9 protein-coding genes are annotated in these 17470 nt (G+C 59.8%); 4 read left to right on the forward strand and 5 right to left on the reverse strand.

Annotation, left to right across the window (positions count from 1 at the left end; translation table 11 throughout):
- From CKW23_RS16395 to CKW23_RS16405, 3 genes are all read left to right on the forward strand, one after another.
- On the forward strand, positions 1-5497 hold a 5497-nt coding region (locus tag CKW23_RS16395; protein ID WP_143498971.1), incomplete at its 5' end, for a non-ribosomal peptide synthetase.
- A gap of 118 nt (positions 5498-5615) precedes the next feature.
- Positions 5616-6767 carry a macrolide transporter subunit MacA gene (macA, locus tag CKW23_RS16400; RefSeq protein WP_025260214.1) on the forward strand — a complete coding sequence of 384 codons (1152 nt, stop codon included), beginning with the start codon at positions 5616-5618 and terminating at the stop codon, positions 6765-6767.
- 2 nt (positions 6768-6769) lie between these two features.
- Positions 6770-8776, forward strand: coding sequence for a MacB family efflux pump subunit (locus CKW23_RS16405; protein WP_025260213.1), 2007 nt, complete (start codon positions 6770-6772; stop codon positions 8774-8776).
- Positions 8777-8805: 29 nt separating this feature from the next.
- Here the strand turns inward: CKW23_RS16405 and CKW23_RS16410 are convergent, their stop codons facing one another.
- From CKW23_RS16410 to CKW23_RS16425, 4 genes are all read right to left on the reverse strand, one after another.
- Complete coding sequence (locus tag CKW23_RS16410; RefSeq protein ID WP_025260212.1) at positions 8806-9474, reverse strand: LuxR C-terminal-related transcriptional regulator; 669 nt, start codon at positions 9472-9474, stop codon at positions 8806-8808.
- Positions 9475-9860: 386 nt separating this feature from the next.
- Positions 9861-11216, reverse strand: coding sequence for a glucarate dehydratase (gudD, locus tag CKW23_RS16415; protein WP_025260211.1), 1356 nt, complete (start codon positions 11214-11216; stop codon positions 9861-9863).
- A 26-nt stretch (positions 11217-11242) separates the two neighbouring features.
- Entirely contained in the window at positions 11243-12619 is a 1377-nt protein-coding gene (locus CKW23_RS16420) for an MFS transporter (protein WP_095067975.1), read from the reverse strand.
- A gap of 153 nt (positions 12620-12772) precedes the next feature.
- Positions 12773-13807 (reverse strand): LacI family DNA-binding transcriptional regulator, encoded by a 1035-nt coding sequence (locus CKW23_RS16425; protein WP_095067976.1) that lies wholly within the window; start codon positions 13805-13807, stop codon positions 12773-12775.
- A gap of 210 nt (positions 13808-14017) precedes the next feature.
- Here CKW23_RS16425 and CKW23_RS16430 point away from each other — a divergent pair, with 210 nt between their 5' ends.
- Positions 14018-15196, forward strand: a complete 1179-nt coding sequence (locus CKW23_RS16430) for a carboxylesterase (protein WP_236250108.1) — start codon at positions 14018-14020, stop codon at positions 15194-15196.
- Positions 15197-15256: 60 nt separating this feature from the next.
- Here the strand turns inward: CKW23_RS16430 and CKW23_RS16435 are convergent, their stop codons facing one another.
- The gene (locus CKW23_RS16435) at positions 15257-17464 is read right to left on the reverse strand and encodes a TonB-dependent siderophore receptor (RefSeq protein ID WP_143498967.1); all 2208 of its coding nucleotides are present in this window, start codon (positions 17462-17464) and stop codon (positions 15257-15259) included.
- Positions 17465-17470: the final 6 nt, after the last annotated feature.

Consider the following 17470-nt stretch of genomic DNA (forward strand, 5'->3'; position numbering starts at 1 on the left):
TGGCACGCTGGAGTACCTGGGTCGTAATGACGATCAGGTGAAGATCCGTGGCGTACGTATCGAACTGGGTGAAATCGAAAGCCAGTTGGGTCAGTTGCCGGGTATCGAAGAGGCGTTGGTACTGGCTCGCGAAGACGAACCGGGCCAGACGCGACTGGTGGCCTATTTCATCCAGCAGGCCAATACAACGCCGACTTCTGTCACCGAATTGCGTGCCGAACTGTTGACTGTCTTGCCTGGCTATATGGTGCCCAGCGCCTTTGTGCGCCTGGCCGCCTGGCCTCTGACGGCCAACGGCAAAGTCGATCGTCGCGCCTTGCCTGCTCCGGATCGTGATGCATTGCCGGGTCGTGACTACGAGGCACCGCAAGGTCAGCTGGAAACCGATCTGGCCGAAATCTGGAGCGAGTTGCTGCAAGTCGAGCGAGTAGGGCGTCACGACAACTTCTTTGAACTGGGCGGTCATTCGTTGCTGGCGGTTACGCTGGTGGCGCGCATTCGTCGTCTCGGGCTGGAAGCCGATATCCGCGTGCTGTTTGCCCAGCCAACCCTGGCCGCTCTGGCCAGCGGCATCGGCAGCAGCCATGGCGTGCAAGTGCCGGCCAACCTGATCACGGCGGATTGCTCACGCATTACGCCGGATCTGTTGCCGCTGGTGACGCTGGATCAGCCTGCCATCGACCGTATCGTCGCCAGCATTCCTGGCGGTGCTGCGAACGTGCAGGACATTTACCCGCTGGGGCCGTTGCAGGCCGGTATTTTCTACCATTACCTGACGTCGGTTGAGGACGATCCTTACCGCTTGCAGGCGCGCTTTGCCTTTGCCAATCGCGAACGTCTGGACGCTTTCTGCTCTGCCTTGCAGCGCGTCATCGCCCGTAACGATGTGCTGCGCACCTCGCTGAGCTGGGAAGGTCTGGAAACGCCGGTACAGGTGGTCTGGCGCAATGCCGAACTGCCGGTGGTCGAAGTGCCGCTGGCCGCCTTGAGCGACGCCGAGCCGCTGAATCTGGACGCGGCACCGCTGTTGCGTCTGGTGCATGCCGATGATCCGGACAACCAGCGCATCGTCGCCGTGCTGCTGTTCCATCACCTGATCATGGACCACATGGCGCTGGAGCTGCTGAGCCACGAGTTGCAAGCCGTATTGCTGGGCCTTGAGGCGCAATTGCCTGAGCCGGTGCCGTATCGCAACTACATCGCTCAGGCTCTGCTGGGGCCTGGCGATGAAGCCCATGAAGCGTTCTTCCGCGAGCAACTGGGTGACCTGGACGAACCAACCTTGCCTTACGGTCAGGCGACGTTGCCGGGCGCGGATGTGCCAGGCGAAGCCCGTCAGCGTCTGGATGGCGCCTTGTCCCGTCGGGTCCGCGATCAGTCCCGCCAGTTGGGCGTCAGTGCCGCAAGCCTGATGCATCTGGCCTGGGCTCAAGTGCTGGGCCACTTGTCCGGTCGTGAAAAAGTGGTGTTCGGCACCGTGTTGCTCGGACGCTTGCAGGGCGGTGAAGGGGTTGAGCGCACCCTGGGTGTGTTCATCAACACCTTGCCGCTGCGTATCGACCTGGGTAACCAGCCGGTGCGCGACGTGGTTCTGCAAACCCATCGCCGCCTGACCGGGCTGTTTGCCCACGAGCATGCGCCGCTGGCACTGGCCCAGCGTTGCAGCGCCTTGCCAGCGGGTGCGCCTTTGTTCAGCGCGCTGTTCAACTATCGCCATAGCGCGGCACCGCAAGCTGCCGACGAAGCGGCCAGCACGGCCTGGCAGGGGATCGAGTTGTTGCAGGCGCAAGAGCGCAGCAACTATCCGCTGACCTTGAGCGTCGACGATCTTGGCGAGGATTTCGAGCTGAGCGCGCTGACCTCGGCGGGTATCGATGCACGGCGTATCTGCGCGTACCTGATCAACGCCGTGGAAGGTTTGATGGCGGCTCTGGAGCAGGCACCGCAGACACCGGTCGAGGCGCTGGGCATCCTGCCGGTGGCCGAGCGGGTCGAATTGCTGGAAGGCTTCAACGATCACCTGGCCGAGCATGAAACGGCACTGACCGTTCACCAGCGCATCGAGCAGCAGGCGGTTGTGCAGCCTGATGCCATTGCCGCGCAAGTGGGCGGTCATCACTTGAGCTACAGCGAGTTGAATCGCCGTGCCAATGCGCTGGCCCATCACCTGATCGGCCAAGGCGTGCGCCCGGATGATCGGGTGGCGGTGGTTGCCCGTCGCGGGCTGGAAACCCTGGTCTGCCTGCTGGCTGTGCTCAAGGCGGGCGCGGGTTATGTGCCGGTCGACCCTGGCCATCCGGACGACCGCATCAGCTACCTGCTGGAGAACAGTGAGCCGGTAGTAGTGCTGACTCAGCTCGACCTGCTGGCGCGTCTGCCTGAACTGCCGGTGCCGGTGATTGCCCTTGATCGTGCGGACTGGGCGGCCAGTCCAGAGAACCCGCTGGTTCCGGGCCTGACCTCGGCCAACCTGGCCTATGTGATCTACACCTCGGGCTCTACCGGCCTGCCCAAGGGCGTGATGGTCGAACACCACACCCTGAACAATCTGGTGGACTGGCATTGCCAGGCCTTCGACTTGAAAGCTGGCAGCCACACCGCCAGCGTGGCGGGTTTTGGCTTCGATGCCACGGCCTGGGAAATCTGGCCAGCTCTGTGTGCCGGTGCCGTGCTGCACATTCCACCAGCCGAGGTGGAAAACGAACAGCTTGATACGCTGCTTGACTGGTGGCTGGCTCAGCCGCTGCAAGTGTCCTTCCTGCCGACGCCGGTGGCCGAGTACGCTTTCAGCCGCGAGCTGCGTCATCCGACCCTGCGCACCTTGCTGATCGGTGGCGACCGCCTGCGTAACTTCAACCGCGATCCGGGCTTTGCCGTAGTGAACAACTACGGTCCGACCGAAGCCACAGTCGTGGCCAGTTCCGGGACCATGGAAGTGGGCGGCGTGCTGCACATCGGCAAGCCGGTGACCAATGCCCGTCTTTATGTGCTGAACGAACGTCAGCAGCCGGTGCCGCTGGGCGTGCCGGGCGAGTTGTACATCGGCGGTGCCGGTGTTGCTCGTGGCTACCTGAACCGTCCGGACCTGACCGCCGAGCGCTTCCTCGACGATCCGTTCACTGCGCAGCCGCAAGCACGGATGTATCGCACCGGCGACCTGGTGCGCTGGCTGGCCGACGGAACCCTGGAATACCTGGGCCGCAACGACGATCAGGTGAAGATCCGTGGTGTGCGTATCGAACTGGGCGAGATCGAGCAGCAACTGGCTCTGTGCCCAGGCATCGGCGAAGTCGTGGTCACCACCCAGCGTCTGGAACAGGGGGCGTTGCGTCTGGTGGCGTACTTCACCCGTCTGGACCCTGAACTCGACGGCAGCACCTTGCGCACCCATCTGTTGGGCCGCTTGCCGGAATACATGGTGCCAGCCGCTTATGTCGGCCTCGATGCACTGCCACTGACCCAGAACGGCAAGGTCGACCGCCGTGCGCTGCCGGTACCGAGCCTGGATGCCATGGCGACTGCCACCTATCAGGCACCTGCCACGCCGCTGGAAGAGCGTCTGGCCGAGCTGTGGGCCGAAGTGCTGGAAGTCGAGCGAGTAGGGCGACACGACAGCTTCTTCGAGCTGGGCGGTCATTCTCTGTCGGCGATCCGTCTGGTCAGCCTGATCCAGAAGTCTGGTGTGCCGCTGACTCTGGCCGAGCTGTTCCAGCATTCCAGTATCGCTGCGCTGGCCGGTCTGCTTGACCAGCGTCCAGCCGGGCCGACAGAAGCTGAAGAGGTTATTACCGTGCGTGCGGACGGCAAACAGCCGCCGTTGTTCCTGGTCCATGACTTCACCGGCCTGGATGCCTACTTCCCGGTGCTGGGCCGTCATCTGCAAGGCGACTTCCCGATCTACGGATTGCCGGGCATTGGCCTGGGTCAACCGCAACTGCGCACCATGGAATGCCTGGCGGCGCGTCTGGTCGGGCTGATTCGCGACGTGCAGCCACAGGGACCGTACCGTCTGGCTGGCTGGTCGTTCGGCGGAGTGCTGGCTTATGAAGTTGCCACGCAACTGCTGGGCATGGAAGAGAAGGTCGACTTCCTCGGCCTGATCGACACTTACGTGCCGCGTCTGACCGATCAGGGCAAGGCGCGCTGGCAAGGGCCGAACCTGCCGGAGCGGCAACTGCTGTCTCACTGCACCGCGCACTGGAAGGCTCAGGGCGAAGCGGGTGTTGCGCCACTGGCGCGTCTGGCTTCAATCCTGGAACAACCGGCCATACCGGGCTTCGAGGCGCTGCTGTTGCTGTGCCGTGACGAGCAACTGCTGCATCCTGAACTGGCTCAGGCCAGCGATCAGCAACTGCAGCACTTCCTTGAGCGGGAAGTGGCCCACGGTCACGCTCTGGCCCATTACCGACTGGAGCCCATCAGCCTGGCGGTGCACCAGTTCCGCGCCGAAGAACGTCCGATGGCGCCGACCGGAACCAGCGCGACCCTGGGCTGGGCCGAGGCCTTGCAACCCGGTCAACTGCACAGCATCGATGTACCGGGCGATCACCAGACCATGATGCAGGCTCCTCATGTGCAAGTGCTGGGTCAGGCCATCGCTCAGGTGCTGGCGGCGGAACCTGCCAAGGCTCCGGCAGCGCCTGGCTATCAGGCCTTGTTGGCGATCCAGAGCGGCAAGAACGGCAAGACTCCGCTGTTCTGCGTACCGGGTGCCGGTGACAGCGTCACCAGCTTTATCGGCCTTGTGGAGGCCTTCGGGCCAGACTGGCCGATTTATGGCCTGCAACCGCGTGGTCTGGACGGGCGCAGCGTTCCCCATAGCCAGGTCGAGGCTGCGGCAGACCGTTACGTGCAGGAAATCGAGGATTTCTATCCTCAAGGTCCGTTGCATCTGGTCGGCCATTCCTTTGGCGGCTGGGCGGCTCATGCCATGGCGGTGAAGCTTCAGGAGCGTGGCCGCGAAGTGGTTTCCCTGACCCTGATCGACAGCGAAGCGCCCGGCGGCGAAGGCGTGCTCAGCAAGCCTTACACCACCACGGCGGCGTTGAAGGAACTGATCGAGGCGCTGCAGATTTCCAGCGGCAAACGTCTGGACCTTGACCAGCAAGGCTTCACCGACAGCGATGATGCCACCCAGTTGCGGATGTTGCAGGAAGCCATGGTTCGTGTCGGCCTGTTGCCGCCACGCCTGGCGCCACAAGCTCTGTACGGGATCTTCCGCACCTTCGCCACGGCCTTGCGCACCGTTTACCTGCCAGGCCAGGGCTACACAGGGCCGGCCAGTCTGGTGCGGGTGACGGACACGCGCCTGGACGCCGAAGCCAACCTGATCGAGCAGGCCGCCATGGCTGTCGGCTGGCAGCATCTGTTGCCGCAACTGGCGATCTGGGATGGCCCGGGCAACCACTTCAGCATCCTCAAGGCGCCAGACGTCTACAGCCTCGCTGCATGGTGGTACGACAGGCTGACAGTCGGGGTCGAGGAAACGCTGTCATGAGGCCATGAAGAAAGGAGCTTCCCGCCGATGAGCGCGGGAAGCTCTGCTGCACAGAACACCGAAAAGTCAGTTAACGCCCCGTTGGGTGGGCGCGATCTTCAAGTATCAGTGGGCATCTATGAACAAGTCGAAATTGCGTAAGGTTGGATTGGGTACTGCCCTGGTATTGGTGGCCGGTGCCGTGTTGTATGCCATCGAAGCCCCGGCCAAGCCGCCGACCTACATCACCGCCAGGGTCGAGCGAAGCGACATCGAGAACGCCGTATTGGCCACGGGCGTGCTGGAAGGCATCAAGCAGGTTGACGTCGGTGCCCAGGTTTCCGGGCAGATGAAGTCGCTCAAGGTCAAGCTGGGAGACAAGGTCAAGAAGGGCCAGTGGCTGGCTGAAATCGACCCCCTGGTACTGCGCAACACCTTGCGTCAGGCCGAAGTGGACGAGGAAAAGCTGCAGGCCGACCGGCTCTCGGCCAGAGCCCAGATGAAACAGGCCAAGCGCCTTTATGATCGCTACAAGGAATTACAGACCGATCAGTCTATTTCCCGTCAGGACTTCGAGAATGCCGAGTCCGACTATGAAGTGCAGCAAGCCAACGTCAGCGCCCTGGATGCGCAGATCAAAAGCGCCCAGGTGCAGATCGACACGGCCAAGGTCAATCTGGGCTATACCCGCATCGTCGCGCCCATCGACGGCGACGTGGTAGGTATCGTGACCCAGGAAGGCCAGACCGTTATCGCCCAGCAACTTGCGCCGGTACTGCTCAAGCTGGCGGACCTGGACACCATGACCATCAAGGCTCAGGTTTCCGAGGCGGACGTGATTCATATCAGCACGGGTCAGGAGGTCTACTTCACGATTCTGGGTGAAGAGAAACGCTACTACGCCACGCTGCGCGGCACCGAGCCAGCGCCACAGGACTACCTGGAAACCGAAGGCAGCGGTTCGTCATCCAAGCAGAACTCGGCAGTGTTCTATAACGCGTTGTTTGAAGTGCCGAACCTCGATCATCGCCTGCGCATCTCCATGACCGCTCAGGTGCGTATCGTTCTCGACACCGCCAAGAATGCCCTGAGCATGCCGGTGGCAGCGCTGGGCAATCGCGATGCAGAAGGTGTCTACACCGTTCGTGTCCTGGACAAGAGCGGCTTCGCCCAGGAGCGCAAGGTTCAGACCGGGATCAACAATAACGTTCAGGTGGAGATCAAGAACGGGCTCGCCGAAGGTGATCAGGTTGTCATCGCCGATCCGTCAGCGACCGTGGCGGGGTCCTGAGCATGAACCAGAAGGTAGAGGTTGCAGCTCTTCACGAGACGACGATCGATACAGGCAGCCCGATTCTGCACCTGCAAGGTGTTAGCCGCAGTTTCATGGCCGGAGACCGCGAGTTTCTGGCACTCAAGCACATCGATCTGGCGATTCATGCAGGCGAGCTGGTGGCGATCATCGGTGCCTCGGGCTCGGGCAAGTCGACGCTGATGAATATCCTTGGGTGTCTGGACCATGCCAGCGGCGGCAGCTACAAGGTCAACGGCCAGGAAACCCGTGACCTCGATGATGAGGAACTGGCGGCGCTGCGTCGTGACCATTTCGGTTTCATTTTCCAGCGCTATCACTTGCTGCCGCACCTGGATGCCGTGCGCAACGTCGAGATCCCGGCTGTGTATGCCGGCAAATCCCAGGCGCAGCGGCATCAGCGTGCGTCAGAGTTGCTGACGCGCCTGGGGCTCAGTGGGCACCTGTCGCACAGGCCGAGCCAGATGTCCGGTGGGCAGCAGCAACGGGTGAGTATTGCCCGCGCCTTGATGAACGGCGGTCAGGTAATTCTGGCCGACGAACCCACCGGCGCCCTGGATACCGCCAGCGGCAAGGAGGTGATGAACATCCTTCTTGAGCTGCATGGCCTCGGCCATACAGTGATTCTGGTCACCCACGACCCCAAGGTCGCGGCCCACGCCGAGCGCATCATCGAAGTCAGTGACGGCGAGATCATCAGTGACCAGCGAACGGTGCAGAAGGCACAGGCTGCGCCCGAACCCGAGCCTCAGTTGCAGCATGAGGGCGCGGCCCGGCGCCTGGGTGTCAGCCTCGGTCTGTTTCGCGAAGCTTTCAACATGGCCTGGATCGCCCTGATTTCGCACCGCATGCGCACCTTGCTGACCATGCTCGGGATCATCATCGGTATCACTTCGGTCGTGTCCATCTCGGCCATTGGCGAAGGTGCCAAGCGCTACGTGCTCAAGGACATCCAGGCCATCGGCAGCAACACCATCGATATCTACGCGGGCAGCAACTTCGGTGACAGCCGGGCCAAGTCCATCGAAACCCTGTTACCGTCCGACGTCGCGGCGCTCAATCGGATGTATTACATCGACAGCGCTACGCCGGTGGTCGGTCGAAGCATGCTGGTGCGCTACCGCAACATTGACGTCGATGCCCAGCTCAACGGCGTCAGCAACCGGTACTTCCAGGTGCGCAACATCCAGTTGGCGGCAGGCATCACCTTCAACGAGCAGGATGCACGGCGTCAGGCCCAGGTGGTGGTGCTCGATCACAACACCGCTCAGCGGCTGTTCGGGCCGGGTGTAAATCCGTTGGGGAAGGTGATCCTGATCGGCAATCTGCCGTGCACGGTGATTGGCGTTACCAGCGATCACAAGAACCTGTTCATCGCCGGCAATACCCTCAATATCTGGATGCCTTACGAGACGGCAGCCGGTCGCGTGCTGGGCCAGCGCCATCTGGACAGCATCAGTGTGCGGGTCAAGGACGGCATGCCGAGCAAGCAGGTGGAGGAAGAGATCAAGGCCCTCATGCTGCAGCGCCATGGCACCAAGGACTTCTTCACCAATAACCTCGACAGCGTCATGCAGACCGTGCAGAAAACCAGTCGCTCGCTGACCTTGCTGTTGTCGCTGATTGCGGTGATTTCCCTGGTGGTCGGTGGTATAGGGGTGATGAACATCATGCTGGTGTCGGTGACCGAGCGGACCCGCGAGATCGGTATCCGCATGGCCGTCGGTGCTCGCCAGTCTGATATCCGCCAGCAGTTTCTGGTGGAGGCCGTGATGGTATGCCTGATCGGCGGGGTTATCGGTATCGCCCTGTCTTACGGGATCGGCTACCTGTTCACGCTGTTCGTCAAACAGTGGGAAATGGTGTTCTCACCGGCTTCGATCGTCACCGCCTTCGCCTGTTCGACACTGATTGGCGTGCTGTTCGGCTTTGTACCGGCACGCAATGCGGCAAGGCTTGATCCGATCGAAGCGTTGGCACGGGATTGAAAACCGCGTCCGAGGGCAGGTCCAGAGCTTCAGTTGGCTATGGAAATGCCTTCGGACGACGCGTACATCCAGCGCATCAGTGAATTGCGCCCGCTGATCCCCAGCTTGACGGCGGCGCGGCGCTGATAACTGCCCACGGTATTGACCTTCAGCGTCAAACGCTCGGCCTGCTCAAGGGCCGTATGCCCGGCCAGCAGCCCGAGACAGACCTGTGTTTCCCGCTCGGAAAGCGTCAGGCCGGTTTCGCGAAGGCGCTCGTGGAAGCGGTCTTCAAGGCTTTCAGTCTTGTTGGCTTCGGCCCTGGACAGGACAGCCTGCAAGGCTTCCACATGTTTCTCGAGGATCGAAAACAGGAACGGCGAGATGTCTTTCAACCGACGACGCTCGCCAGCGGAGAAACAAGGTGAAGGTGGCGCACGAAAGACCGTGATTCGGCAGCAGTAACCATTGGACTCCAGCGTCGGGTAAAGATGGACCGAGTCGGTGAAAAGGCTGAGGTTGCGCGGTGAAGTTACCGTTTCGTCAAACACCGCACGAGCGGAAGAATGCTCAATTTGCAGGGGCTGTGGCAGCGCGTGAAGATGTGCGGCATCGATTCCAAGCTGCGTATTGATCAGTTCCTGAAACGCACGTGAGAAATTCCGAGTACCAATACTGGCGATAACTGGGCCAATTTGCGGAAACAGGTTATGGGGCATTTTTTCATCCATGATGATGTAGCGGGACCCATTTTCGACGTCAATAAAGAGATCCCGGTCACGAATGTGAATATGCGTGATTGCTTGTATATACATTTTGAGGTAATGAATCGCCAGGCTTTTGACCGATGGCGATAGCGCGAGAGGACTTGATCTGTTGCGCGATAGCCCCATTAAATCAACAGCTTGTAGCTTCTATATGAAGTCGTTTTTAGCTTCCGGGAGCGAGGCTGTGTCTCAGATTTTGTACGCATCCTGTTACATGTTTACGACTTTGGCAGAATATACGTCAGGGTCTGCAGGCCTTGATAAAAAACGGCGCACAAGGGGGTTGTGCGCCGGCTGCCAACTGAGTGGCCAGTTTCGGACCTACAACTGTGAACCGATCAGCGCACCAGGCAAGGCTGCTTGTTGTTGAACGTCCAGTCTGGAATCAGGTACTGCATGGCCATAGCGTCGTCACGGGCACCCAGGCCCATGCCTTTGTAGACTTCATGGGCCTTTTGCAGAGCGTCCATATCCAGTTCGATCCCGAGGCCCGGCTTTTTCGGCACGGCCACAAGTCCTCCCTCGATTTTCAGCGGTTCTCTGGTCAGGCGCTGTCCATCCTGCCAGATCCAGTGAGTGTCGATGGCCGTGATCTGGCCAGGAGCGGCAGCCGCGACCTGAGTGAACATCGCCAGGGAAATATCGAAGTGGTTATTGGAATGCGAGCCCCAGGTCAGGCCCCACTCGTTGCACATCTGTGCCACACGTACCGAACCCTGCATAGTCCAGAAGTGCGGGTCGGCCAGCGGAATATCCACCGACTGCAATTGAATGGCGTGACCCATCTGACGCCAGTCGGTCGCGATCATGTTGGTTGCAGTGCGCAAACCCGTGGCGCGACGAAACTCGGCCATGACCTCACGGCCAGAGAAACCGTTTTCCGCGCCACATGGGTCTTCGGCGTAAGCCAGCACATGATGCTGGTCCCGGCACAGGCGGATGGCTTCTTTCAATGACCAGGCACCGTTCGGGTCCAGAGTGATGCGCGCCTCCGGGAAACGCTCGGTCAGGGCGGTGACCGCTTCGATTTCCTCATCGCCGCGCAATACGCCGCCCTTGAGCTTGAAATCCTTGAAGCCATAACGCTCGTAGGCTGCTTCAGCCAAGCTGACGATCTTTTCCGGAGTCAATGCTTCCTCATTGCGCAGGCGGAACCAGGCGTTATCGGCATCGGCCTCCGAGCGATAGGCCAGATCGGTTCGGGTGCGGTCGCCGACATAGAACAGGTAACCCAGCATTTCCACCGCATCCCGTTGCTGGCCTTCGCCGAGCAGGGCGGCCACCGGCACCTCCAGATGCTGGCCAAGCAGATCCAGCAGGGCCGACTCCACGGCAGTGACCGCATGGATAGTGATACGCAGGTCGAAGGTCTGCAGGCCACGTCCGCCGACGTCGCGATCGGCAAAGGCTGTGCGGACCTGCTTGAGCAGGTGCTGATAATTGCCGATGGACTGACCGAGCAGCAGGCCCCTGGCATCCTCCAGGGTCTTGCGAATGCCTTCGCCGCCCGGCACTTCACCGACGCCGATATGGCCGGCGTTGTCCTTGAGGATCAGCACATTTCGTGTGAAGTACGGGCTATGGGCACCGCTGAGGTTGAGCAGCATACTGTCGTGGCCCGCAACGGGAACGACCTGCAGTTCTGTGATGACCGGTGCGCCGTGTGTTGCCTGATTTGAAGTCTGAACAGTCATGAATCAAAGTCCTTTCTTGTTGTGAGTCAGCGGGGAGTGTGAGGCGCGGCTGGCGAATCGGCCTGTAGCGGCTTGTCTTCCAGCGGATCACTGATCCCTTTGAGATTGATGCGTTTGATATCGCCGACGATGAACAGATAGCTGATGGCCGCAATCAAGGCGTTGGCACCGACAAATACCAGCGCCATCTTGAACGAGCCCGTAGCGGCGATGATGTAGCCGATCACGATAGGCGTCGTGATCGAGGAGATGTTGCCGATGGTGTTGAACAGGCCACCGGCCAGACCTGCGATCTGTTTTGGCGAGGTATCGGACACCACCGCCCAGCCCAGTGCTCCGACGCCCTTGCCGAAAAAGGCCAGTGCCATGAAGGCGACAACCATCCAGTCAGCTTCGACGTAGTTGCAGATGATCATCGACATCGACAGCAGCATGCCGACGACAATAGGTGTCTTGCGCGCCACGCTCAGGGAATTGCCGCGACGCAGCAGCATGTCCGAGAACACACCGCCCAACACGCCACCGAGAAAGCCGCAAATGGCGGGCAGCGAAGCGATGAGCCCGGCCTTGAGGATGGTCATGCCGCGCTCCTGGACCAGGTACACAGGGAACCAGGTCAGGAAGAAGTACGTCAGCGAGTTGATGCAGAACTGTCCGAGATAGACGCCGGCCATCATGCGGTTGGTGAGCAATTGACGGATGTAATCCCATTTCGGACCAGCGTCGGTTTTCTTTTTCTTGTCATCGAGATCGATCAGGCCGCCGTTCTCGGCGATGTAGCGGACTTCTTCAGCATTGGCCAGCGGGTGATCCTTCGGGCTGTAGATGACCCGCAGCCAGATCATCGAGAACACGATGCCTATGGCACCCATGAAGATGAATACGTACTGCCAGCCGAAGCGGTAGACGATCCAGCCCATCAGCGGCGCGAACAGGGCCGTTGCGAAGTACTGGGCCGAGTTGAAAATCGCCGAGGCTGTACCGCGTTCCTTGGTGGGGAACCAGGAAGCCACGATGCGCGCATTACCCGGAAAGGAGGGCGCTTCAGCCAGGCCGACCATCATGCGCAGCAGGATCAGAACGACCACCGCTGTACCGACCCCGAACTCACCGATATAGCCTTGCAGCAGGGTAAACAGCGACCAGGTGAAGATGCTTGCCGCGTAGACCTTCTTGGAGCCGAAGCGGTCCAGCAGCCAGCCGCCGGGAATCTGGCCAAGCACATAGGCCCAACCGAAAGCGGAAAAGATGTAGCCGAGGGTGATGGAGTCGATGCCCAGGTCTTTCTGGATGCTGGACCCGGCAATCGAGATGGTGGCGCGGTCGGCAAAGTTGATCGTGGTCACCAGAAACAGCATGAGCAGGATCAGATACCGGGCACGGGTTTTCTTGGGTTCTTGCATGTATGACGCTCCCACTAGTTATTTTTATGCGGGTAGATAGGCGTGAGCAGGTTTTGAGTTCTTATACGTTGTCGTACAACGATAACGTTATCATTGTTCAGATAACGTTATCATTCAAGCCCAGTGCAGCATTTTTTTGAAAAAAGAGAGGGATCAGGTGCTGGCGCGTTCGATCAGCGAGAAGCCACTGTCGAAGTGGGTGATCGAGGTATCGCCTTCAAAACGGCGCAATAGAGCCTGTGCGACTTCATGACCCATCAGTGTGGAGTTGACGCTGATGGTCGACAGCGCCGGTTGCGCAAACCGACTATTGGTCGTATCGCCGAAGCCCAGCACGGCAATGTCCTGGGGAACCCGCAAACCCAACTCCGTGGCCTGAGCGAGTACCCCCATGGCTACGGTATCGGAACTGCAGAACACCAGTTGTGGGCGCTCGTGGCGTAACAGCAGACGTTTGAGGCCTTCGCGGCCCACTTCCCAGGTCGCGGGCAAAGGCAGCACCTCGACTGGCACTTCAGATAGGCCATGTTGCTCCAGCCGTTGAATCAGGCTGTTGCAACGGCGAATCCCGCGAGGATCGTCGACTGTGATCACCGAAAAGCGCTCATAGCCCTTGGCGACAAAGTGATCGGCCACAAACTCTCCCACCTTTTCATGGGAGAAACCGACCTGCATATCCAGCGCCGTGTCGCTCAGGTCCCAGGCTTCAACCACTGGAATACCGGCGCTGGCCAGCCGGGCGCGGCTGCCTTCGGTGTGCAGCGTACCGGTCAGCACGATACCGTCGGGGCGACGACCAAGAATGGCTTCAAGCAGAGACTCTTCCTTTTCAGGGGAATAGCCAGTAGGGCCAAGCAGCGATTGATACCCGGCTTCCGTCAGGCGATCCATGATGGCTTGCACGGCAATGGCGAAAATCGAGTGGGCAATGGTGGGCAGCAGGATAGCCACCAGCTTGCTTTTGCTGCTGGCAAGGCTGCCAGCCAGAAGATTGGGCACATAACCCATGGCCTTGACCACTTCCAGCACCCGTTCACGGGTTGCATCGCTGACCAGTTCAGGACGATTGACCGCGCGAGAAACCGTGATGGGGGAAACCCCGGCTGCACGAGCCACATCGATCACCGTGACCGGCACATCTCCTGTGCCCGTTGCATTGATGAGATCCCTTCTTGATTTTCTTGCCACGGGTGTCCTGACTTCGCTGGTCGATGAGTGGGAAGCACGCTGTTCAAGGCTTCCCCGAGGGTGGCGGGCAGTTTACGAAAGGATACAGGGCAGGGCAAACCATGCCGTGTGAAACCACCAACCAAATAAAGTATCGCTCGTGTAGGCGGATGATTACGATGATCAACTTTTAGGGAAACACGTTCAGTAAGGATCGGGAGTAGGGGAGCGATGCAGCAATCACTCATGGCCAGGGTAGCGGCCAGCATGGCATTCATGACTCTGGCGATGGGATGCACCCGGCCGCCAGAAGCTGAAAGAACCATTACACATCACGCGAGCTTTCAGGCGTATCTGCAAGATACACGGCAGGAAATTCGTGATCGGCGTCTTTTCCAGACTGAAAATCGTGACAATGAACTGGTGTGGAATGCGCCTTTCGAGATTCGTCCTGCCGCACCGTCCGGCAAGGCGCTGCTCTTGCTGCACGGGCTGGGTGATTCACCCTGGTCATTCGTTGACGTCGCTCAGGATTTCGCTGATCAGGGCTATGTCGTGCGTGTAGCATTGCTGCCCGGGCATGGCACCAAGCCTGAGGATATGATCGACATTCACCTGGAAGAATGGCAGCAACTTGTGCAGGAGCAGATTGCACTGCTGCGACAGGAGTTCCCTGAGGTTTACCTGGGAGGTTTCTCGACCGGCGCGAATCTGGCACTCGCCTATGCCATGAAGGATCCCGGCATCAATGGCCTGGTGCTGTTTTCGCCAGCCCTCCGTTCCAGTGCCACCTTCGATTGGGTGACGCCATGGCTGGCCCACGTCAGGACCTGGCTCGTCGCGCCCAACGAGACGCGCCCGCAGCAATCACCGGTACGCTATTACAACGTGCCCACCAACGGCTTCGCCCAGTTCTACCGCAGCAGCGTGGCGGTTCGCAGCCTTATAGAGCATGAAAACTTCGACCGGCCAGTGGCTATTGTCCTGACTGAAAAGGATTCGGTCGTTGATGTGCAGTATGTTCGAGAGTTGTTCAGTAGCCGCTTTACAAACCCTGCCAGCCGGTTGATCTGGTATGGCCAGGAAAAGGCAGGCGCACCGGACTCATCACGCATCCTGACCCGCACGGACCGACTGGCAGATGAGCGTATCAGCCAGTTTTCACACATGGGCATCCTGTTCTCGCCACAAAATGCGCTTTACGGTCGATCAGGAAAGCTGCGTTTCTGCTGGAACAGCCTGAATACCAGGGATGTTGCGCGCTGTGAGGCAGGAGAGGAGGTGTGGTATTCCGAGTGGGGCTATCGTGAGCCGGGCAAGGTGCATGCACGGCTGACGTACAACCCGTACTTTGCGTGGCAATCGCAGGTTATCCGGGGGGTGCTGGAGGCCGCGAAGCCGAAGGGGTGAGTCGTGGGAACGAATTCATTCGCGAAAGGCTTCACGAATGAATTCGTTCCTACAGGGTTTTTACCACCTGAAATTGACGGAAGTCACCAGTTCGCGCTCATCGCCGTAGCGGCAGATCGCAAATTCACAGTAGGTGTACTTCTTGTTCGTCACATTGTTTGCGTTGAGGGAAACATCCCAGTTCTTGTCGATCTGGTAGCTGGCCATGGCGTCGAACAGGAAGTAAGCCGGCATCTGCGACTCGATACCCGAAGCCTGGGTTGTGCCCTTGTAGCGAGCGCCGCCGCCAATCTTCAGTTGCGGAATGCCGAACAGGGCGAAGTTGTAGTCGGTCCACAGTGCAGCCTGATGGTACGGCGTATCTTCGCTGCGCTGGCCCACTTCCCCCGGAACCGAACTTTCGGTAATGCGCGCGTCGGTGTAGGCATAGGTGGCAATGACGCTGAATTGCGGCGTTACATCGGCCTTGGCTTCCAGTTCCAGTCCGCGGGAGCGCTGTTCACCCACTTGTGAGGCGTTTCCGGCAAGATCAAGTTTCAGCACATTTTTTTGGGTCAGCTCATAAACAGCGGCACTCAACAGGATATTGCTGCCAGGAGGCTGGTAGCGAATACCCATTTCATACTGCTTGCCTTCGGTCGGGGCGAAGCTCTGGGTCGGAGCATCGGCTACCGATACCGGGAAGAACGATTCACTGTAGCTGATGTACGGAGCCAGGCCGTTATCCGCCTGGTACACCAGGCCAGCACGCCAGGTGGTGGACTCGTCTGACTGGTGTCGTTTCACACCGCTTGCAAAGCCTTTCTGATCCTGATTGGCCCAGTCGTGGCGGCCGCCGAGCAGCAGTAGCCAGTGATCATCGAACTTGATCTGGTCCTGCAGATAGATGCCGCTTTGCAGGGTATCGATTTGCGAACCACGGTCAGCGCTCTGCGCCTTGTTCACTACTACCGGCTGCCCGTAGTTGTAGGTAGCAAGGTTCAAAGATGTCGAGTTTGCCCGGAAGTTATGCGAATCGTACGAGGCATCGTAGGTGTCGGCGCCGATCAGGAAGGTGTTTTCAACACCACCGATATTCCAGCGTGTCTCGACGTTGGTATCGCTGGTCAAGGCCCTGGAGCGTTCGTGACGGTCGCTGTACTGGCGGCGCAGCAAGCCCGTATTCGCCGAAGCATTGATAGCAGCTAAACCAGTCTGGATCTGCATATACTTCCACTTCATCTCCGCTTCGTAGTAACGCAGCTTGTTGCTGATGCGGATGTTGTCGTTGAAGTGATGCTCGAACTCATAACCGATGGCGGACATTTCGCCATTCATGTCGTCGTAACCGGGCTCACCGATGAAGTCGTGACGGCCAATGGTAAAGGGACCGTTGCCGAGGCCTTTGACGAGCTGATAAGGCAGGGGCGCGGAGAAGCGCGTGTCGCTTTTCTGGTGGAAAGCCAGCAAGGTCAGCGACGTGTCTTCATTGGGACGCCAGGTCAGGGCCGGAGCAATGTAGAGCTTGTCGTCATTGATATGGTCCTGCTGGGTGCCACTGTCGCGTTGCAACAGGGTCAGGCGGTAGCTGAGGGTATCGCTGTCGCCCAGTGGGCCGCTGAAGTCGGCCGTCAATTGCTTGCGATCATTGTTGCCGTATTGCAGGCCCAACTCATGAAGCGGGGTATCGGTCGGGCGCTTGCTGACACCGTTGACGAATCCGCCTGGTGACAACTGGCCGTACAGGACCGAGGCCGCGCCACGGATCACTTCCACACGCTCAAGGCCGTAGGGTTCCTGGACGCCGTCGTAGGAGTTGTTCTGCAGGCGCAGGCCGTCACGCAGTGAGCCGCCGGTGGCAGACTCTACGTCGAAACCGCGGATACGGAAACGGTCGGACGTGCGGTTGAAGCTCGATGGCTGGCTGGTGAAGCCCGGCGTATAGCTCAGGGCGTCGGCCAGGGTGTCGGACTTGCGGTCGTTGATTTCATCGGCAGTCACCACGGACAGCGACTGCGGTGTTTCGGTGATGGCCGCGTTGGTCTTGGTGGCACTGGTATTGCGCAGTGCAACCTTGCCGGCCAGCGGGGCAGTCGGGTTTTCCGGGGTGTCGGCGTTGATGTTGATATTGGTGAGTTGAACGGCATTCTTGTCGGATGCTTCATCCGCCGCGATTGCCTGCGTCGAGATGACGCCGCTCAAAGCCAGTGCCAGGGTGGTCAGGTGAAACACAGGAGGGCGCCTTGTGTAACGGTTTTCGGTGCTAACTGTTATTTTTCTTTCGAGCATCGAGGA

Source organism: Pseudomonas sp. Irchel 3A18 (assembly GCF_900187465.1).
Classification (GTDB): Bacteria; Pseudomonadota; Gammaproteobacteria; order Pseudomonadales; family Pseudomonadaceae; genus Aquipseudomonas; species Aquipseudomonas cichorii.

Bases quoted from the DNA above. Each gene is read 5' to 3' on its own strand.
- macA (WP_025260214.1), top strand. From the start codon at position 5,616: ATGAACAAGTCGAAATTGCGTAAGGTTGGATTGGGTACTGCCCTGGTA.
- CKW23_RS16420 (WP_095067975.1), bottom strand. From the start codon at position 12,619: ATGCAAGAACCCAAGAAAACCCGTGCCCGGTATCTGATCCTGCTCATG.
- CKW23_RS16405 (WP_025260213.1), top strand. From the start codon at position 6,770: ATGAACCAGAAGGTAGAGGTTGCAGCTCTTCACGAGACGACGATCGAT.
- CKW23_RS16410 (WP_025260212.1), bottom strand. From the start codon at position 9,474: ATGCCCCATAACCTGTTTCCGCAAATTGGCCCAGTTATCGCCAGTATT.
- CKW23_RS16430 (WP_236250108.1), top strand. From the start codon at position 14,018: ATGCAGCAATCACTCATGGCCAGGGTAGCGGCCAGCATGGCATTCATG.
- gudD (WP_025260211.1), bottom strand. From the start codon at position 11,216: ATGACTGTTCAGACTTCAAATCAGGCAACACACGGCGCACCGGTCATC.
- CKW23_RS16435 (WP_143498967.1), bottom strand. From the start codon at position 17,464: ATGCTCGAAAGAAAAATAACAGTTAGCACCGAAAACCGTTACACAAGG.